A 19,779-nucleotide genomic window follows, 5' to 3' on the forward strand; every position below is an offset into this window, starting at 1 on the left:
CGAGAAGGGGAATCATGCGTACCCGCCACGTCTACCACGCCGTCGACTCGCACACCGAAGGCATGCCGACCCGAGTCATCACCGGCGGCGTCGGAGTGATTCCCGGTGCCACCATGGCCGAACGCCGGCTGTACTTCATCGAGCACCTCGACCACATCCGGACCCTGCTGATGTACGAGCCGCGTGGCCACTCCGCCATGAGCGGGGCGATCCTTCAACCGCCCACCCGGCCGGACGCCGACTACGGCGTGCTGTACATCGAGGTGTCCGGGCTGCTGCCGATGTGCGGCCACGGCACGATCGGCGTCGCCACCGTGCTCGTCGAGACCGGCATGGTGCCCGTGACCGAACCCGTGACGACGGTCCGGCTCGACACCCCGGCCGGGCTGGTGAGCGTGGACGTCCAGGTCGACGACGGGCAGGCCACGTCCGTCACGCTCACCAACGTCCCGTCCTTCTGCCTCGCGCTGGACCGCAAGGCCGAGGTACCCGGACATGGCACGGTCACCTATGACATGGCATACGGCGGCAACTTCTACGCCATCGTCTCCCTGGACGCCCTCGGCCTGCCCTTCGACCGCGCCCGCAAGGACGACCTGCTCACCGCCGGACTCGCCGTCATGGACGCCGTCAACGCCACCGACCTGCCCGTCCACCCCGAGAACCCCGGCATCCGCGGCTGCAAGCACGTCTACCTCACAGCCCCGGGCTCCGACGCCGTACGCTCCCGGCACGCCATGGCCATCCACCCGGGCTGGTTCGACCGCTCCCCGTGCGGCACGGGCACCAGCGCCCGGATGGCCCAGCTCCACGCCCGCGGCGAACTCCCCGTCGGCCGGGACTTCGTCAACGAGTCCTTCATCGGTACGGAGTTCACCGGCCGGCTCACCGAGGAGACCACGGTCGGCGGACTGCCCGCCGTCGTCCCCACCGTCACCGGCCGCGCCTGGATCACCGGGACCGCGCAGTACTTCCTGGACCCGTCCGACCCGTTCCCCGGAGGCTTCCTCCTATGACTGCCCCGACTCCCCCGAGCCCCCCGAGTCCCCAGACTCCGCCGCCCCCGGCGTCCCTGCCGACACCGCAGGCTCCGCCGGCACCGCCCGCCGACACCCGTATCCACACCGTCGACTACCACACCGCCGGTGAGCCCTTCCGTATCGTCACCGACGGGCTGCCCCCCGTCCCCGGCGACACCGTGGCCGAGCGCTGCGCCAACGCCATCGGCGCGGGAGGCTCCGCCACCGCACCCCGCCCCGGCCCGCTCGACGACATTCGGCGGCTCCTCGTCCAGGAACCGCGCGGACACGCCGGCATGTACGGCGGGTTCGTCGTACCGCCCGACGACGACGGTGCCCACCTCGGTGTCCTGTTCTGGCACAAGGACGGCTACTCCACCGCATGCGGCCACGGCACGCTCGCGCTCGGAGCATGGGCCGTGGACAGCGGCCGCGTCGCCGCGCCCGACGACGGCTCCGTTCAGCTGCGTATCGATGTGCCCTCGGGACGGGTCGCGGCCACGGTCCACCGTGAGCACGGCCGCACCACCGCCGTCACCTTCCGCAATGTCCCGGCCCGCGTGACCGCTCGCAAGATCCCGGTCGCCACCACCTTCGGCACCGCCGACGTCGACGTCGTCCACGCCGGGGCCTGCTACGCATCCGTGCCCGCCGCGCAGCTCGGTCTCGACGTGGACCGCGCCTCACTGCCACAACTCGTGCGCGCGGGGCGGGAGATCCGTGCCGCCCTGGCCGGGCACCCCGCCACCTGGCATCCCGAGAGCCCGCTGCTCTCCGGCGTCTACGGTGTGATCCTGCACGAGGAACTGCCCGACACCGCCACCGGCCCCGCCCAGGCCAATGTGACCGTCTTCGCCGACGGCCAGATCGACCGCTCGCCCTGCGGCTCCGGGACCTCCGCACGCCTCGCCCTGCTCGCCGAGGACGGCAGGCTCGGCCCCGGCGACAGCCTGCACCACGAGTCGGTCGTCGGGACGGTCTTCACCGGCCGCGTCGTCTCCCGTACGGAGGAGGGCACCGTCACAGAGGTCACCGGCACCGCGCACCGCACCGGCGAGCACACCTTCGTACGCGACCCGTACGACACCCTGGCGACAGGCTTTCTGCTGTGACCGCACACCCGAAGGACCTGCTCCACCTGGACGCGGACGACATCGCCCGGCTGCTGACGCCGACCGCCGCGGCCGACGCCGTGGAGGCCGTACTCAGAGCCGGACTCGACCCGGAGACCTGCCCGCCGCGCACCAGCACCGGTGTTCCGGGGGGCCAGTTGCTGCTGATGCCCGCCGCGGCCGGAGCGTACGCCGGAGTCAAGATCGCCGGTGTCGCTCCGGACAACCCCCGGCGCGGTCTGCCCCGGATCACCGGCAGCTATCTGCTCCTCGACGGCGAGACTCTGGTACCGCTCGCACTGCTGGACGGGCCGGCGCTGACCGCCCTGCGCACCCCGGCCGTCTCCGCCGTCGCACTGCGGCAGCTGGCGGCGCGGGATGCCCGGCATCTGGTGCTCTTCGGCGCCGGGCCGCAGGCGTACGGCCATCTGCAGGCGGCCCTCGCGGAACGGGCGTTGACCCGCGTGACGGTCGTCGCGCCCCGTCGCGAACCGGCCGAGGCGCTCGCCGCCCACGCCCGGACGCACGGCCTCGACGCCCGCACCGGCAGCCCCCAGGACGTGGCCGGCGCCGATCTCGTCATCTGCTGCACCACGGCACGCGAGCCGCTGTTCGACGGGCGACTGGTCCCCGGGCACGCGACCGTGATCGCGGTCGGCTCGCACGAACCGGACGCGCGTGAGACCGACACCGCGCTCGTCCGCCGCTCCGCCGTGTACGTCGAGTCGCGGGCGGCGGCGCTGCGCGAGGCGGGAGATCTGCTCGTCCCGGTGGCGGAGGGCGCCATCGGGCCGGGGCACCTCGCGGGTACGCTCGCCGGATTGGTCACCGGGCAGATCTCCGCGACCGCGGGTTGTCCACAACTCTTCAAGAGTGTGGGTATGGCCTGGGAGGATCTCGCTGTGGCGGCGGCTGTCCACAGGGCAGCGACAGGGGAGCCCGGCAGCGCAACGTGACATTGTACGCTGGCCTCCGGCGGATTCACGGAGGAAGTGCCATGGGTGACCTGAAGCAGATCAACCTGATCACGGCCCAGGAGCGGCTGCGCGACCAGGTCGCCCACGCGCTGCGCGCTGCCCTGGTCGCCGGCGAACTGCGCCCCGGCAACGTCTACTCCGCGCCCGGCCTCGCGGCCGACTTCGGGATCTCGGCCACTCCGGTGCGCGAGGCGATGCTCGACCTCGCCCGCGAAGGTCTGGTCGAGCCGGTCCGTAACAAGGGCTTCCGGGTCACCGAGGTCAGCGAGCGGGACCTCGACCAGTACACCGAACTCCGCGCGCTGATCGAGGTGCCGACCATCGGCCGGGTCACACAGATCGCGACGGCGGAGCAGCTGGAGGAGCTCCGGCCGGTCGCCGAGGAGATCGTGGCGCACGCCAGGGACCACAATCTGATCGGCTATCTGGACGCCGACCGCCGTTTCCATCTCGGTCTGCTCGGGCTGGCCGGCAACGACCGGCTCGTCGAGACGGTCGGGGACCTGCGCAAGCGCTCCCGGCTCTACGGCCTGACCAAGCTCGACGAGCGGGGCCAGCTGATCTCGTCCGCGGAGGAGCACCACGAGCTGCTGGATCTGATGGTGGCCGGCGACGAGTCGGGCGCCGAGGCGTGCATGGCCCGCCATCTCGGCCATATCCGCTCTCTGTGGGCGCAGGCCAGGAACGAGCCGGTGGAGCCGCGGCCGAAGCGCACACTCGGCAGCCGCTGAGGGCGCCACGGAGCCACGGAGCCACGGGGCCACGGGACCGCAGGACCACGGGACCAACGGCCGACCGGCCCTGTCCACGCACAGCGTTGCCGTGCGGCCGAGCGGTCCGCCGGCCGTTGCCGCCGTGCAGCACCCCCGCGCCCTGCCGCCCTGCCGTCCTGCAGCGCTGCCGCCCTCCCAAATCGACGTCCTGGCGGGCCCCCGTCCCATAACATCGTTATGACACGAGGAGGCTCCATGCCCGAGATCGAACTCTCCGCCGGGACCATCGCGTACGAGGACACCGGCGGCCCTGGTCCTGTCGTCGTCCTCCTTCACGGACTGGTCCACGACGCGAGCGTGTGGCGCAAGGTCATCGCCGAACTGGCCCCCGGCCACCGCTGCATCGCCCCGACCCTCCCGTACGGCTCGCACCGCATCCCCATGCGCCCGGACGTCCCGCTGGGCCCGGACGCCGTCAACGAGCTCATCGTCGAATTCCTGGACCGGCTCGACCTCCGCGACGTCACCCTCGTCGAGAACGACTGCGGCCGCGCCCAGACCGTCGCCGCGCGCCACCCGGAGCGGCTCGCCCGCCTCGTCCTCATCTCCTGCGAAGCCTTCGACAACTACCCGCCGGGTGTGCCCGGAAAGATGATCCTGCTGTCCTGCCGCATCCCCGGCGCCGTCGCGGTCCTGGCCCGCACGCTCGCGCTCAAGCCCCTGCGCCGGCTGCCCGTCGGTGTCGGTGCGCTCACCAAGTACCCCGTGCCGGACGAGATCGTCGACGCCTGGCTGCATCCGCTCCTCACCGACAAGGCGATCCGCGACGACTTCCGCCGCTACAACCTCGCCGTACGGAAGACCGAACTCCTCGAAGCGGCCGAAGGGCTGCGGAAGTTCGACCGCCCGGCCCTGGTGGTGTGGGCGGTGGAGGACCGGATGATGCCCCGCGACCACGGCCGCCGGCTCGCCGAACTCCTGCCGTTGGGACGGCTCGTGGAGATCGAGGACAGCCGTACCTTGATCGCCGAGGATCAGCCGCAGCGGCTCTCCGCCGTGCTGCGCGACTTCATCGCCGAGCCCGAGCCGGAGCCCGAGCCGGAGCCGGACACCACCGCCTGACCGACGTACACCACCGTCCGGTCGATCGCACACCATCATGCGACCGTCCGCGGCCCACCGTCCGGCCGATCGCACACCGTCATGTGACCGTCCGCAGACCACCGCGTGACCGTCCGCACGCCACCGTCCGATCGACTGGTGACGGCCCCTGTACCCGGCTTACCGTTGAACGGTGGACGGAGCCGTCCACCGACCCTTCGGAGCCGTCCGCCGGTCCTCCGACGGGGGTGCCGCGCCATGACCACGCCCCAGCCGACTCCCGTACCGCATACCGCCGCCCCTCTGCCGGGCGGCGGTCACGGGATGGCGCTCCTGGTCATCGCCTCGTGCCAGCTGATGGTGGTCCTCGACGCCACCATCGTGAACATCGCGCTGCCGCACATCCAGAGGTCGCTCAACTTCTCGACCACGAGCCTCTCCTGGGTGGTCAGCGCATACACCCTCACCTTCGGCGGTCTGCTGCTGCTCGGCGGTCGCGCGGGCGACATCCTGGGCCGGCGCCGGGTGTTCGTCTTCGGCGTCCTGCTGTTCGTCGTCGCCTCACTGCTCGGTGGACTGGCCCAGAACTCGGGACAGCTCCTCGCCGCCCGTGCCCTCCAGGGCGCCGGTGGCGCCGTCGCCTCGCCGACCGCCCTCGCCCTCATCAGCACGACGTTCAGGGAAGGCCCCGAACGAAACCGGGCCTTCGGCGTCTTCGCGGCCGTGTCCGCGGGCGGCGGCGCGATCGGTCTGCTCGCCGGCGGCGTGCTCGTCGAATGGCTCGACTGGCGCTGGGTGTTCTTCGTCAATGTGCCGATCGGGCTGCTCATCGTCCTCGCCGCCCCGCGCCGGATCAAGGAGTCCGAGCGGCACCCCGGACACTTCGACCTCACCGGGGCGCTGACCTCGACGCTCGGCATGGTCCTGCTGGTGTACGGCTTCATCCGGGCCGCGCAGGAGGGCTGGCGCGACGGGCTCACCGTGGCGTCCTTCGCCGCGGCGGCGGTCGTCCTCGCCGTCTTCCTGCTCGTGGAATCCCGCTCCGTACAGCCGATCACGCCGCTGCACATGTTCGGCGACCGCAACCGCGCCGGTACGTACGCGATGATGCTCAGCCTCGCCGCCGCGATGTTCGGCCTGTTCTTCTTCCTGACGCTCTTCGTCCAGAACGTCCTGGACTTCAGCCCGGTGCAGGCCGGCCTCGCGTTCCTGCCCGTCAGCGCGGTCATCGCGGCCGGCGCGGGCCTGGCGTCCCGGCTCCTGCCCAGGTACGGGCCCAAGCCCTTCATGGTGACCGGAGCACTGCTGGCCACCGGGGGCCTGTCCTGGCTGACCCTGACCGATGTCCACTCCACCTATCCGGGCAGCATCCTGGGGCCGATGCTCATGTTCGGCCTCGGCATGGGGATGCAGTTCGTCTCGCTCACCCTGATGGCGCTCTCCCACGTCCCGACCCGTGAATCGGGGGCGGCGTCCGGCCTGCTCAACGTCCACCAGCAGGTCGGCGGCTCGCTCGGACTGTCCATCCTGGTCACGGTGTTCGGCGCGGCCGGCGCCGACGAGGCGGCGAGACAGGTGCCGGACTTCCTCGCCCGGGCGACCCCCCTGGAACGCCTGCGGTTCCGGCACACCGGAGAGCTGCCGCCGCCATGGGCCGACGAGGTGCTCACCGCCGGGGTGTCCACCGCGTTCGTCATGGCCGCGGTCTTCACCGCGATCGCCGCGCTGATCGCCCTCGTCGTCATCCAGGTACGCCCCTCGGACATCGAACGCCTGAAGGGCGGGGCAGGGCCGGGTCGAGCAGGCCCTGAACGGGCCCCCTGAGCGGGCAGCCACTCAGGCCCTGAGCAGGCCCTGAGCAGGCCCTGAGCGGCCCTCATCCCGCCCGCCCGGAGTCTGCTCACGGGCTGTGACCTCGCTGAACGATTGCACCCGGGCTAGCATGAAATGGTTGTTATGCGCTCTTTGCGCTGCCCGGCCGACACCTCGGCCGCCCGCTCCGCGCCGAATCGACAGGCAGGTGATGGTGTTGTCCGGATCGAGGAAATCCTCTGTCTACAAAGGCACGTCGTCCCAGGCGATCCGTCACCAGTACGACTTTCTGGGCGACTTCTACCGGCTGACCCTGGGCCCCGAACTCGTCTACTCCTACGGAATGTGGGAGCCCGGTGACACGCTCGAATCCGCCCAGCTGCGCAAACTCGACCACCACGCCGAGGCGGCGCGGGCCGTGGGCGCGGGGCGTGTCCTCGACGTCGGCTGCGGCTGGGGCAGTCTCATGCAGCGACTGGTGGAGACGCACCACGTCCAGCACGTGGTGGGGATCACCATGAGTCCGGGCCAGGCGGCCTGGGTACGGGATCAGGGCTGGCCGCACTGCGAGATCCGGGCCGAGAACTGGTTCGACCATGAACCGGACGCGCCCTACGACGCCATCATCGCCATCGAGGCCATCGAGCATTTCGCGGGCAACACCATGTGGCGGGCGAAGCGTGTGGCCCGCTACCGCGAGTTCTTCGAGCGCAGCCATTCCTGGCTGGTACCCGGTGGGCGGATGTCCTTGCAGGCCAATGCATGGAACGACCGCGGATGGCTCGCGTCCCTGGTGTTGCCGGCCCGACGGCTGGACCCGCAGAGCGGCACGGACGGCAACGGCAAGGGGGGACGGCTCGGCCTCAAGGAAGACATCTACGACGGTGCGAAGAACATCCGAGAGGGTCTGCACGCATCACGCAAGGTGTTTCCCGAGTGCTTCCTTCCGAACCGCGCCGAGCTGACCGAGGCCGGCCGCGGACTGTTCAAGGTTCTTGACGTGCGCAGCGATCCGGAGGACGGCGTACTGACCGTGCAGAGCTGGCTGGAGCGGGGCCGGGCCCACCGGGCCCGAGGTGCCGAACTCATCGGCGAAGACGCCGTTTCCGACATCATCAGAGAGCAGCGTGCAGCGCTCAAGTTCCTGCGTGAGCGGCGCTCCACCGTTCTCCGGATGGTCCTGGAAAGGGTGTGACCACCCGGTGCCGTGGGCGGCACCGGAGCGGATGAGGGCGATGTTTCAGCTCCTCCGGGGCAGAGGCCCGGCGTGGTCACGCGGGCTTGGGCCATGGTCACGCGGGCTTGGGCGCACGACCGGTCCGATCGGTTGCGCAGGGTCAGTATCAGGCGGATTCTGGACCTGATGAAGCAGGCCGATGAGGGCGCCATGAGCTACGCAAGGGAGGCGACCGGGGACGCCGACTTCCGTGGCCCGCTGGACGTCACGAAAGCGGCCACGCTCGTCCTCGACGCCCAGGACATCGTCATCGGATGGAGTCCTGCGGCCCAGGAGCTCCTCGGCTACCGTCCGGACGAGATCGTCGGACGTCCCGTCGGCACTTTCCTGGTGGCAGCGGCCGAAGCCGCGTCGGCCGGCCGGACCGCCGGGGAGCCGGTCCCGCCCATCCCGGAGCGGGATCTGCAGGCCGCCGTCCACCGGGACGGTCACCTTCTGCAACTTGTCGCTGCGGTCTGTCCCCTCTCCGGTACCGGGCCGGCGGAGCGGGTCCTCGTGGCGGCCGACCGCGAGCAGCTCAGGGACTGGGAATCCCTGCTGGCCATGCTGCACGGTCTGGCCACCCAGTCACCTCTGGGTCTCGCCATCTACGACACCGATCTCCGTCTCGTATGGTGCAACGCCGCGTCCGAGGAGGAGCTCGGGCGGCCGCTCGCGGAAGTCCGGGGCGGGCTCGCCGACGAGCTGTACCCCGAAGGCAGGTTCGTGACACGCGGATATCCGGAGACGCTCGACGGGGTCATGCGCCAGGTGCTGGAGACCGGAGAGCCGATCCTCGACCTGCACTTCCGCGCGGAGCAGCCCAGCGACCCCGGGCGGGTACACCTGTGGTCCTGTTCCTACTACCGGCTGCAGGACGCGGACGGCCACGTGATCGGCCTGTGCGAGGACGCGTTCGACATCTCCGACCGCTACGAGGCGCAGCGGCAGCTCAATCTGCTGGTCGAGGCCGGCCGCCGGGTCGGAACCACACTCGACGTGATCGTCACCGCGGACGAGCTGGCCGAGGTGGCGGTGCCCGGCTTCGCCGACCGCGTCGACGTCGATCTCGCCCCGGCGGTGCTGGAGGGTGAGGTGCCGGGCGTCGCAGGTCGGGCGGGCATCGAGCTGATCCGCGCCTCCTCGCGCTCGGCAGCACCCGGCGGCGCAGCGGACACCGCGGGGGCGCGGGGCCGTCCACCGCGCCCGGTGCAGTACCCGGACGGCTCGCCCCAGCACCGCAGCCTTGCCTCGGGCGGGCTGGTGGTCGAGGACAACACCCTCGTCGCGCCGCTGCGCGCCGGGGGCAGCGCCCTGGGCCTGGTCACCTTCGTACGCGGCAGCGAGTCGGGAGTCTTCGACAGTGGTGCCGTCGCGGTGGCGGACGAGCTGGTCGCCCGCGCCGCGGTGTCCGTCGACAACGCTCGCCGCTTCACCCGCGAACGCGCCGCGGCCCTGGCACTCCAGCGCCAGCTCCTGCCCCAGCACCTGGCGCCGAACTCGGCGGTCGAAGTGGCCCACCGCTATCTGCCCACGGACGATCTGAGCGGCGTCGGCGGCGACTGGTTCGACGTCATCCCGCTGTCCGGGACGCGCGTCGGACTCGTCGTCGGGGACGTGGTGGGCCATGGGCTCCACGCGGCGGCCACCATGGGACGGCTGCGGACGACGGTACGCGCGCTCGCACCCATGGACATCCCTCCCGACGAACTCCTCAAACGGCTCGACGATCTTGTGGGACAGTCGGCGGAGCACGGCGCCGACGCCCTCTGCGTGTGTCCCGGCGACGATGATGTCGCCCTTGGCGCCACCTGCCTCTACGCGGTCTACGACCCCGTGTCGCGAAGCTGCACCGTGGCCCGCGCGGGCCATCTGCCGCCCGCGGTCGTGGCACCCGACCGACGCGTCAGTTTCCCGGATCTGCCGGCCGGCCCACCCCTGGGGCTGGGCGGGCTGCCCTTCGAGTCCCTGGAGCTCGAACTGCCGGTGGGCAGTCTGGTGGCCCTCTTCACGGACGGTCTGGTCGAGGCCCGCGACCGGGACATCGACAAGGGGCTGGAAACCCTGAGGAGGGTCCTCAGCGAGGGCGCGAATTCCCTGGAGGAACTCTGTGACCGTGTCATCCGCGAACTGCTTCCGGGCGGCACGACCACCGATGACACGGCCCTCCTGCTGGTCCGTACCCGCGAGCTCGACAGCCGCAGGGTCGCCGCCTGGGACCTGCCGGCGGAGCCGGTCGCCGCCGGCCGCGCGCGGGAGCTGGTCGCCGGCCGGCTGAGCGACTGGGGCCTGGACGAGCTGGTGTTCTCCACCGAGCTGATCGCCAGCGAGCTGGTCACCAACGCGGTCAGGTACGCCGAGGGGCCGCTGCACCTGAGGCTCATCCACGACCGCACGCTGGTGTGCGAAGTCGCGGACGCCGGACACACCGCCCCTCACCTGCGCCACAGCGGGGAACTCGACGAAGGCGGGCGGGGACTGTTCATCGTGGCCCAGCTCGTCCTGCGCTGGGGGACGCGCTACAGCAGCGGCGGCAAGACCATCTGGACGGAACAGGCGCTGCCCTCGGACTGACGGTGTCGCCGCACCGACGCCGTGCCCGGCGTTCTCGCTGGTATCCCAGATCTTCCGTCGCCCCTGCCCGGTTGGTCGGTGGTGGGCCGAATACCGGGCGATCCTCGGGTGGGGGTTCACGCGACGAGAGGTCCGCTGCTTCGCTGGCGCTGTGACGGAACACGGGCCGGCGCTGTGACGGAACAGGGGCCGGCGTTGTGACCGGACATGGATGGAGGCTGCGTGGACCTCGGTAGCGCGACCGCCCCCCTGGTCGCGGTCGTAGGAGTCGTCGGGACGCTGCTGTCCGCGCTGTTGACCCAGCGCGCGGCGGACCGCAGCCGGCAGCGCGAACAGGAGCGGGCCGAACAGTTGCGGGACCGGCGCAGCGAGGCCCGGGAGCTGCGGTCGTGCTACGTGGCGCTCAACACCTCGGCCCGGCAGTATCTGGCCGCGCTCACCGACCAGTTGCACGCGCTGGGCCGCGACGAGGATCTGCGGTCCGTGCGGCAGCGGCTGACCGAGGCGCGTGACCAGCACCGGGACGTGTACGCGGAGGCCCAGATGCGGGTGCCGGTGCGCGTGCTCGAACTCGCCGGCGACCTCAGTCATGACCTGGGCCTGGTGTACGGCATGGTCCGACGCCTGGACGACGGTGTCCTGAGAGCCGGGGACTCGCCGGACGCCGTGCAGGAGACCATCGACACACTGTGGGGGCGGCTGCGGTTGATGCGGCGCGAGATGAGGGCCGATCTGGGCGCGTCCCGGGCGGATTTCGGGCGTTGAGCACGAGAAGTGCCGGATCTTGTCGCCGTGGGTCCGGCGGATCGGCATAGTGGCGGTGAATCCAAGGGCTGTCGAGGTCCCGGAGGGGCAGGGTGCCGGTGAGCGACGAGGAGAGCGGCGGCGTACAGGGGCTGCGGGCCTGGGCTGCGGACGCTGCGGAGCGGGTCAGGCAGTTGATTCCCGCCATGGGGGCCCGCTCGGTGCCGCCGCGCGCCTACGACGCGCCGGTCGCCGAACTCGACCAGCTGGCAGGGCTGCTGGACCACGACCCCGGCCTGCGCAGTGCGGTGAGCGTATGGCTGGGAGGCGCGCTGGCCCTGCGGCAGGCCGCCGGGGGTGGTGAACCCGCGGACAGGGAGCGGGCGGAGACGCTGCTGCGGGACGCGCGGGACCGCACGACAGCGCTGGGAGCGACGGCGACCGAAGAGGACCGGCGGTGGGCGGCGTTGTTCCTGGTGTCGGCGATCATGCCGACACTGTCGCAGCCGGGCGTATTCCGGGCGGCGGACAACCTCTCCGCCGTGGTCGACTGGGTCACACGGGCGGGACCCGCCGGGATGATGAGCTTCGGGGCGGAGATGGAAGCGCTGACCGCGGAGGTGGTGGAGTTACCGTTGCCGCCGGAGTTCCTCGGGGAGTTGCGGCGGATGCAGGGGCTTTTCTCGACTCCCCCGGGGCCGGAGTTCACCGAGCTGCTCATGAGCTCGATGCCCGCCGGGGATCCTGATGCGGATCTGCTGCGGCAGATGATGGACCAGCTGTGGGGCATGGCCGGGGCCCCCGCCGGCGGGCGCGCCGACCACACCGGACCCCGCAGGAGCCCGGATCCCGAGCCGGCCCCGGAGCCCGACTCGTCCCCGGCCCCCGAACCGTCCGCGGATCCCGAGCCGTCCGCGGCCCCCGACTCGTCCGCGGATCCCGAGCCGCCGTCGGCCCCCGACCCGTCCTCGGACCCGAAATCCGTGCTCACGCCCGACAACATCCGTCGGCTCGCCGCCGCCATGGACGCCGTCAACGCCACCACGCACAGCCTCGACGACGTGCTCAAGAGCGGCGATCCCCAGGCGCTCAACGAACTTCTCCGCCGCCTGCGCTCCGTACAGGACCAGCCGCCCCCCGGGCCGGACCCGACCTCCGCGCTGGAGAGCCTGCGGGCACTCCTGCTCAACGTCAGTCCGGTCGTCGGCGGCACGCTCCAGGACCGGTCGGCCGGCCGTGCCCACATGGAGAGCATCGTCGGATACATCGAGAATCTCGAAGGACCGCTGCCTCCGGGAGCGGGTGATCCTGCCGACTGGGCCGTCTGGGCGCGCACGTTCGCGCTGTACACCCGGGTCCTCGATGCCGGGGAGACGGAGGACGCCCAGGCGCTCCGTGAGCTGGTGGACGAGGCCGAAGCGCTCGAGAGGACCGTTCCCGAAGGCCACTCGTTCCGGTTCATCGTCCTCTCGGCCCTGGGGGCGGCCTACGCCAGGCTCGGCACCGTCACCGGGGACAAGGAGATGATGCTGCGTGGCCTCCCGTACCTGGAGAAGGGGATGTCCGGTGTCCGGGAGAGCGGTCTTCCGTTCGCCGACAAGATTCGCTTGCCGCACGTCCCGGACTTCGATCTGCTCCGCGCCGGCCTCACCGGCGACCCGGTGCCGGTGCACGACCACGTTCCTCCGCCTCCGGGCGCCTCCACGGAGGAGCTGCACGGCTCCGCGCTCTCCGTGGCCATGCGCTACTCGCTCACCCACGACCGCGCGGACCTCGACACGCTGATCGACGAGCTGGAGCGGGTCCGTGACGGCGTCCGGGAGGGGAGGGCGCCGAGGATCGCCGCCGAGGCGCTGTGGCAGCTGGCCATGGCATATCGCGAGCGTGGTGTCTCCAACGACGACGTCAAGGACATCACGGCCCTGGAAGCCGCCAAGGAGGCGCTGACGGCGCTCGCCGCCGACGTCCTCCTCCAGGCCGGTGCGGAGCACGGACTGCTGGCGGCACGTTCCGGGGCGAGCAGGGGGGTGCAGGCCGCGCTGTGGGCGGCCTCGCAGGGGCGGCTGCACGAGGCGGTGGCCGCGCTGGAACTGGGCCGGGCCCTGGTGCTGCACGCGGCGTCCACCTCGTCCGCCGTACCCGAACTCCTCGATGCGGGCGGGCACCACGATCTCGCCGAGGCGTGGCGGGCGGTCGGCGCGGCCCAGGGCCCCGGGGCCGACGACGAGGGCCACGTCCCCGGCGAGCTGCTGAGCACGCTGCGCCGCCAGGCCTTCGAAGCCCTCGGCTACCGGCGGGAGGGCGGCCTGCTCGGCACGCCCACGCTGAGCGAACTCGCGGACGGGGTCGCGGAGAGCGGCGCGGACGCGCTCGTCTATCTGGTTCCCGGCGAGACCGGCGACGCCGGCGTGGTGATCGTGGTGGGTCCCCAGCTCGGCGCCGGGGTGGCGGTACGGCCGCTCCTGTCCGGCGCCGAGAGCGGCCCGTTGGAGCGCTACCTCGACGCCACCGCCGTACGCGATGCCGCGGCAGGCGACGGCGGCCGACGCGATCCGGCTGCCGAACAGGACTGGGAGGAGGCCCTCACGGCGCTCTGCGACTGGGCCTTCCAGGTGCTCGGCCCCGTCCTCGCCGGTGTCGAGGAGCGGCTCGCGGCCGACGGCGACCGGGACGACCGGCCGCTCAGGCTCGTCCTGGTGCCTTGCGGGCGACTCGGCATCGTCCCCTGGCACGCCGCGCGCTTCCCGGACGAAGCGCCCCACGACCACCTCTGCCAGACCGCCGTGATCAGCTACGCGGCGTCCGGCAGCCAGTTCCTGCGCACGCTCCGACGCGCCCCGCGCGAACCGGCGGCCGCCCCCGTCCTGCTGGCCGACCCGGCCATGGACCTGACGCATGCCGAGGTCGAGGTCATGGCCCTGCGGAACGCCTTCTACCGGCAGGCCCGGATGTGCGGGGGCCTCTTCGAGGTGCCCGACGAGGAGCTGGTCCCGGGCACGCCCGACGACGTCCTCGCGTTCCTCGCCGACGGGGCCTCGCTGCTCCATGTGGCCTCGCACGGATCGGCGGGGACGCGTCCCACGGTCTCGGCCCTGCATCTCGCCGCCCCCGAGGGCACCGGGCACTCGCTCGCCGACGACGGCGCACCGGGGGCGGGGCCGGACCCGGGCATGCTGACGGTGACCCGCCTCCTCGACCGGCCGGACGCACACCATGCGGCCGAGGACGGACCGTTGGTCGTGCTCAGTGCCTGCCAGACCGATCTGAGCACCCGCGACCACGACGAGGCGCTGACCCTCACCACGGCGTTCGTCTCCGGCGGAGCGCGGGACGTCGTCGGATCACGGTGGACGACCCAGGACAGCGCGTCGGCGCTGCTGATGGCGGTGTTCCACCACCACCTGACCGTCGAAGGGCTCAGCCCCGTCGACGCGCTCAGGGCCGCGCAGCTGTGGATGCTCGACCCGCACCGCGCGAATCCGGGCTCGCTCCACGGTGAGTTGCTGCGACAGATGGAACGACCCGATCTCGGCCGGATCCCGCTCTGGGCCGCCTTCATCCACCAGGGGCATCCGGGCCCGGGAGAAGCGCGGACCGGAAGCCGGGGAGAAGCACAGACAGGTACCGGAGGGGGAACGCATGAGCGACGGCCGTGCGAGTGACGGCCCCGGCCGTCCGGCGGAGCGGCTGCTCGCCATGGTCGGCGAGCACCGGGACACCATCCGCGAGGCGTTCGACGACGAGCAGTACGCGCTACTGCTCGCCAGGCTGCAAGGCCTCGCCGCCACGGCCCCGGAGAACGTCAGAGCGGTCCGCAGGGCAGTCCATGGCGTCCGCCTGGCCCTGCTGCCGCTGCCGCTGGACCATCCGGTGCGCGTCGCGCTGGACTCCGTACGGCTGGTCGCGGCGCCATCCGGGCCGACGGCCGTGGCGGGGGCACTGGAGCTGGTCGCCCTGCTGGCGAGCTCGTCGGCGTCCCCCGAGACCATCGGCGACACCGCACAGGACGAGCTGCTCCAGGCACCGGCCCTCTCGGCCGACGAGGCGGGGGCCCGCTGCGGGGGCGCGCCGCCCCCCGAGCTGATCAGACTGGCGGATCCCCGGGACGGCGACCGCTATCCGGAGTTCCAGTTCGCCGAAGGCGGCGGCACTCCGCACGAGGTCGTCCTCGAAGTCAACCGGCTGCTCCTCGCGGAGGTCGACCCCTGGGGCGCCGCGGCCTGGTGGCTCAGCGGCAACAGCTGGCTGGGCGGGACACCCGCGTCGCTTCTCGGCAGGCTGCCCGACCATCGGCTGGTCGGCGCGGCCACCGCACTGGTGGAGGGGGAATGATGAGCGACTTCTTCCCCATGATCGAGTTCGAGCTGCGCCCGAACCGTCATGTGATCCCGGCGGGCACGGAGCTGTGGAGGGTGCACCAGTCCAAGTACGCGGCGGATCAGTTCAACCCGAAACTCGCGGACATCCACTTCGACGGGGGCCGCTTCGAGGGCACCCTGCTGGATCCGTACCACAGCCTGTACCTGGCGGACACCTCGATCACGGCCCTCGCGGAGAGCGTGCTGCGCTCCCGGCCCTTCGAGCTGTCGGTCGGCATGCGGCGGATCCCCTACCGCACGGTCTGGCAGCGGTCGCTCAGCGTCCTGCGCACCCGGTGCGAGCTGAACCTGGTCTCCCTGATCGAGGGGAAGGACCTGGCCGCCGTCTGTCAGGACTCCACGCTCCTGGAGGACGAGAGCAACTACGCGAAGGCACGGCGCTGGGCGAGCGAGATCCGGGCGCAGGCTCCGGATGCCATGGGGCTGATCTGGGAGTCCCGGCGGAACCGGTCCCAGCTCGCCCTGGTGCTCTTCCACGATCGCTTCGAGCAGTGCGACGGCACGCCGCTGGAGGTGCTGCCGGACGGAGGGGTCCCGGACCTCGGCTCCCAGGAGGGCATGAAGAAGGCGAACGAGCTCCTCGCACCACTGCGGGCGATGATCTCGGAGCCCGTGTGGCAGTGATGTCCTCGGGGGCCGTCCGGCCCTGGCTTGTCCGCCTGTGAAGAGTGGTGCCATGGTGGTCGCATGGCATCGTCCTTACCTGACCACGCGTCATTTCTGCCTGAACTGAAGGAAGTCAGGCGCGCGGGACTGGTCCGGCTGCGCGGGCGCGCCCTGCCTGCCCTGGAGTCGGCGGCGGAGGCGGTGACCGCGACCGCCGCCCGGACTCCCGGCGCGGCTGTCGAGACGCTGCTGCGACTCGCCGTGTCGCGCCTGGATGCCGGCACCTTGCGCACCGCCGCCGAGTACACCCTCGGGCTGGCGCAGGGCACCCGGGACTGGCCGGCCTCCTCCCGCCGGGCCAGGGCGGCCTCGGTGTACGGGGTGAGCGTCGAGCGGTTCCGCAAGGACCACGAGGTGATGGTCCTGGAGCAGGTCGCCGAGCACATCGTGCGCCTCGCGACGGAGACGGACCGGGCGCCCGGTACTGCCCCCGTGCCCGAGGGGGGTGCCGGCACACACCGGACCGTGCGGGTCAGGGCGGGCGACCGGCCCGTGACGCTCACGCTCCATGTGCACCCCGTGGACCTGTTGCGCGACGTGGACGTGGTGGTCTCCCCGTCCAACGTCCATTTCGCGCTGCCCGAGCGGTACAAGTCGTCGGTCGCCGCGTCGCTGCGCCGGGCGGCCGCCGTGCACGGTGTGACCGGTGACCTTCTGGACGACCCGGTCCACGGCGAGCTGCGCAAGTGGGCGGCCCGGCACGGCACTTCGGGACGCGCCGTGCTGCCCGGCACCATGGCCGTCACCGGTGCGGGGGCCCTGGCCGGCCAGGGCGTACGACGGATCTACCACGCGGCGATCGCCGTTCCGCGGGCCGGGACGAACGACTACGACGTGCTGCCGTCCGACGTCACCCGGGCCGTGTCCCGGGCTCTGGCGGTCCTGGCCGAGGAACACGACCGCTTCGCCCCGCCGCTGCGCTCGGTGTGCTTCCCGCTGCTCGGCTCGGGGCGCGGCGGGCTGCCGTACGAGGTCAGTCTGGCCGCCGTATGGGCCGCCATGGAGGCGGAGTTGGCGCGCGGGGCGCAGTGGGACGTCCACTTCGTGGTGCGAACGCCCGAGGCGGCGGCGCTGGTGGAGCGCATCCCGGCCGGAATGCGCCCCGCTCGCGACCTGCGCTCGACCGGCTGACCCGGTGGAATGGAAGGACGTCCCTCCGCTCCGCGCGAGGAGATGCAAGGGGGCGTGACGGGAGTTGCTGTCGCTCCACAGTGCGAATTGCCGACGGGGATCGGAGGAGGATATTCCGCCGAAGCCGGATGGGCTGGTCAGCGGATTGATTCAACAGTCCGTGAGCCGGGAAGTTGATCATTTCATCGTGTCATCATGATGCATCCATGAATCGGGTGTTGCGTGAGGTGGTCGTCCGGGGCTGTCAGGGCGCCGCAGGGATCGGACCGCGACGGGGAGTTGGGGGAGTGGACAGATGAGGGGGGCCTGTGATCCGCAGGCTGCCTGCCCGGTGTGTGCGACCCCGGATCAGCAGAGCGACTTCTGTACGGTTTGCCGATGGCGTCTCCATGACGACCCGGTACTGGGGGAGTTGACAGCCCGGGACCTGGAGGTCGCCCGGGACGCGCTCCGGGCGGCCGAGCGCGCCTGGGACATCCGGGCGGCGGCGCTGTCGGCCCGGAGCCCGGAGGACGGCCGACGGGTCGCGGAGCTGACCCGGGAAGGTCCACCGGGGCGGGACGAGGACAAGCCGCCTGGAACCGGTCCGGCCGACTGCGCGATTCCGTCCGGGCGCGGCGATCTCCTCGAAGACCTCCACCGCGGACGCTTCAAGGAATTGTCGTTCGTGGAATTCACGGCCGACGGCCTCCATATGATCAAGGCGACCGTCGGAGAGGCCGGAATCCCGCTGCGGAACGACGCGGGAAGCATGACATGGCGTTCCCTCGTTCCGGCGTTCGATTCCGACGAGGATGTACGCCGTTTCCAGCTCGCGGGAGGAATAGGGAAAACCCTGCCGCCCGTGGACCGCGGGGAATTCGACGCCGCTGTGCTGCGGTGGCTCACGGCATGCCTGCCGGCCGTCCCCGACCCCCCGGTCGTCCTGCTGCGGCCCCCGCCCGGATGGGTGCTGCTGGAGCGCGCGGCCGTCGCCGTGTGGGGAGCCTGCGCTCCTCGGGCCGAACTGCACGCGGGAAGTGCGGAGCCGGTGGACGGCATCCCGGCCCGCCGTACGACCGCCGACGCGGTGCGCCATCTCGTGCGTACCCTGCCGCTCCTGGCCGACCACACGCTGCTGCTGGCCCGGGCCGACCGCGACACCGGCGCCGTGCACCCCCACAGCCATGTGCTCTTTCCCGCAGGTACCCGGCTCGGCCCCGGTGAGACCGCGACCACCGAAGTCACCGTGCACGGTGGAGTCACCGGACGCGACGCCCTTCACCTCCCCGTGCTGGCCGGTGTGCCCGCCGCCGACGGGACCGGTGCGCCACCGGTGAGCATGCATCAGGTCGAAGTCGGGGCACTGGAACCGGCGCGGCTGACCTTCGTGTTACGCGGACCGGGGGAGGTGGACCTCGTCGCCCCCGGTGCCCGCACGTCCGGCGGGCGCAGGGATCCCGCCGCCGTCGACGTGCGGGGTCTGCTCGCTGCCCTGCCGTGCCGGATCGTGAGGCCTCCGCGGCTGGAACTGTTCTTCACCGTCGAGCTCAGCGGCGCCGACCCGGGGGAGACCGAGGAACGCCTCACCTTCGTGCGGGACGTAGCCGGCCTGCTGGCCCGGCGGGATCGCGCCGGCACCTCGATCCGTGTCGGAGCCGTCGGCCACTACGACCACACCGTCTATGAGAGCACATGGGCCAAGCAGGGCACTCTGCTGCAGGCACCCCTCTCCGCGCGGCCGCCCGCCGAGCTGCCGGCCGCCCTGGACGGATGGTCGCACGCCCGGCGGCGGCAGGACACGGTGTCGTCCCTGGAGGACGCGCTGCGGGCAGTGGCCCTGCTCGCCTCCGGGCACCCGGGCGCTGCCGACGTGCGGCAGGTGGTCCTGATCGTCGCCCGCCGTCCGCCCGCGCCGCCCCGTCAGCAGGGCATCGTCCCGGCCTGCCCGCACGGCGCGGACTGGCGGACGGCCCTCGCCCGGCTGCGCTCCCGCGGTGTCCGGGTGATGACCCGGGTGGATCCCGCAGCCGGGCCGCCACCGACAGACCTTCCGGGCCATGTGGCCCGGCACTACGCCGACGAGGTCTGGAAAGCCCTCGGCGCCGACGGCGCCTTCCGTCCCGGCGCCGACCCGGCGGCAGCCGTGGCCGAGAGCCTCGCCCCGCCCTGGCGGCTGGAGGGCCCGGACTGCCGTCTCGCCTTCGCCGCCCCGCTCGTGTGACACCGCCCCGCGTCCCCGCCGCCCCGCGTCCCCGGTACGAGGAGAGTTCATGTCCGATCTCTACGACCCGAACAAGAAGGAATCCGGCGGCCCGGCCCCGGCAGGCACGGCCACCTCGCGGGACACGGGCCC

At 72.0% G+C, this 19,779-nt stretch carries 14 protein-coding genes; all 14 read left to right on the top strand.

All coding sequences use genetic code 11. From position 1 onward, the window contains the following. Positions 1–14: 14 nt before the first annotated feature. A complete protein-coding gene (locus ACWGI8_RS07025; RefSeq protein WP_453659083.1) occupies positions 15–1,016 on the top strand; it encodes a proline racemase family protein in 1,002 nt (333 codons plus the stop codon). After that, positions 1,013–2,131: a proline racemase family protein gene (locus ACWGI8_RS07030; protein WP_453659084.1), complete on the top strand. Its 1,119-nt coding sequence runs from the start codon at positions 1,013–1,015 to the stop codon at positions 2,129–2,131. The genes ACWGI8_RS07025 and ACWGI8_RS07030 overlap by 4 nt, the downstream gene beginning before the upstream one ends. Further along, positions 2,128–3,087 carry an ornithine cyclodeaminase family protein gene (locus tag ACWGI8_RS07035; protein WP_453659085.1) on the top strand — a complete coding sequence of 320 codons (960 nt, stop codon included), beginning with the start codon at positions 2,128–2,130 and terminating at the stop codon, positions 3,085–3,087. The genes ACWGI8_RS07030 and ACWGI8_RS07035 overlap by 4 nt, the downstream gene beginning before the upstream one ends. 41 nt (positions 3,088–3,128) lie before the next feature. Further along, entirely contained in the window at positions 3,129–3,839 is a 711-nt protein-coding gene (locus tag ACWGI8_RS07040) for a GntR family transcriptional regulator (protein ID WP_453659086.1), read from the top strand. 237 nt (positions 3,840–4,076) lie between these two features. Further along, positions 4,077–4,943, top strand: a complete 867-nt coding sequence (locus tag ACWGI8_RS07045) for an alpha/beta fold hydrolase (RefSeq protein WP_453659087.1) — start codon at positions 4,077–4,079, stop codon at positions 4,941–4,943. A gap of 237 nt (positions 4,944–5,180) precedes the next feature. Next, the gene (locus ACWGI8_RS07050; RefSeq protein WP_453659088.1) at positions 5,181–6,746 is read left to right on the top strand and encodes an MFS transporter; all 1,566 of its coding nucleotides are present in this window, start codon (positions 5,181–5,183) and stop codon (positions 6,744–6,746) included. A gap of 199 nt (positions 6,747–6,945) precedes the next feature. Further along, a complete protein-coding gene (locus ACWGI8_RS07055) occupies positions 6,946–7,929 on the top strand; it encodes an SAM-dependent methyltransferase (RefSeq protein WP_453659089.1) in 984 nt (327 codons plus the stop codon). Between the two features lie 192 nt (positions 7,930–8,121). After that, positions 8,122–10,524, top strand: coding sequence for a SpoIIE family protein phosphatase (locus ACWGI8_RS07060; protein ID WP_453659090.1), 2,403 nt, complete (start codon positions 8,122–8,124; stop codon positions 10,522–10,524). Positions 10,525–10,746: 222 nt separating this feature from the next. Beyond that, positions 10,747–11,289: a hypothetical protein gene (locus ACWGI8_RS07065; protein WP_453659091.1), complete on the top strand. Its 543-nt coding sequence runs from the start codon at positions 10,747–10,749 to the stop codon at positions 11,287–11,289. 98 nt (positions 11,290–11,387) lie between these two features. Beyond that, the gene (locus tag ACWGI8_RS07070) at positions 11,388–14,930 is read left to right on the top strand and encodes a CHAT domain-containing protein (RefSeq protein WP_453659092.1); all 3,543 of its coding nucleotides are present in this window, start codon (positions 11,388–11,390) and stop codon (positions 14,928–14,930) included. Further along, the gene (locus tag ACWGI8_RS07075; RefSeq protein WP_453659093.1) at positions 14,908–15,600 is read left to right on the top strand and encodes a hypothetical protein; all 693 of its coding nucleotides are present in this window, start codon (positions 14,908–14,910) and stop codon (positions 15,598–15,600) included. Before ACWGI8_RS07070 ends, ACWGI8_RS07075 begins: the two co-directional genes overlap by 23 nt. Continuing rightward, a complete protein-coding gene (locus tag ACWGI8_RS07080) occupies positions 15,600–16,271 on the top strand; it encodes an RES family NAD+ phosphorylase (protein WP_453659096.1) in 672 nt (223 codons plus the stop codon). The genes ACWGI8_RS07075 and ACWGI8_RS07080 overlap by 1 nt, the downstream gene beginning before the upstream one ends. Positions 16,272–16,334: 63 nt before the next feature. Beyond that, complete coding sequence (locus ACWGI8_RS07085) at positions 16,335–17,444, top strand: macro domain-containing protein (protein ID WP_453659094.1); 1,110 nt, start codon at positions 16,335–16,337, stop codon at positions 17,442–17,444. 412 nt (positions 17,445–17,856) lie between these two features. Continuing rightward, entirely contained in the window at positions 17,857–19,647 is a 1,791-nt protein-coding gene (locus ACWGI8_RS07090; RefSeq protein WP_453659095.1) for a hypothetical protein, read from the top strand. The last annotated feature ends 132 nt before the right edge of the window (positions 19,648–19,779 follow it).

The sequence above is a fragment of the Streptomyces sp. NPDC054841 genome, assembly GCF_053611045.1.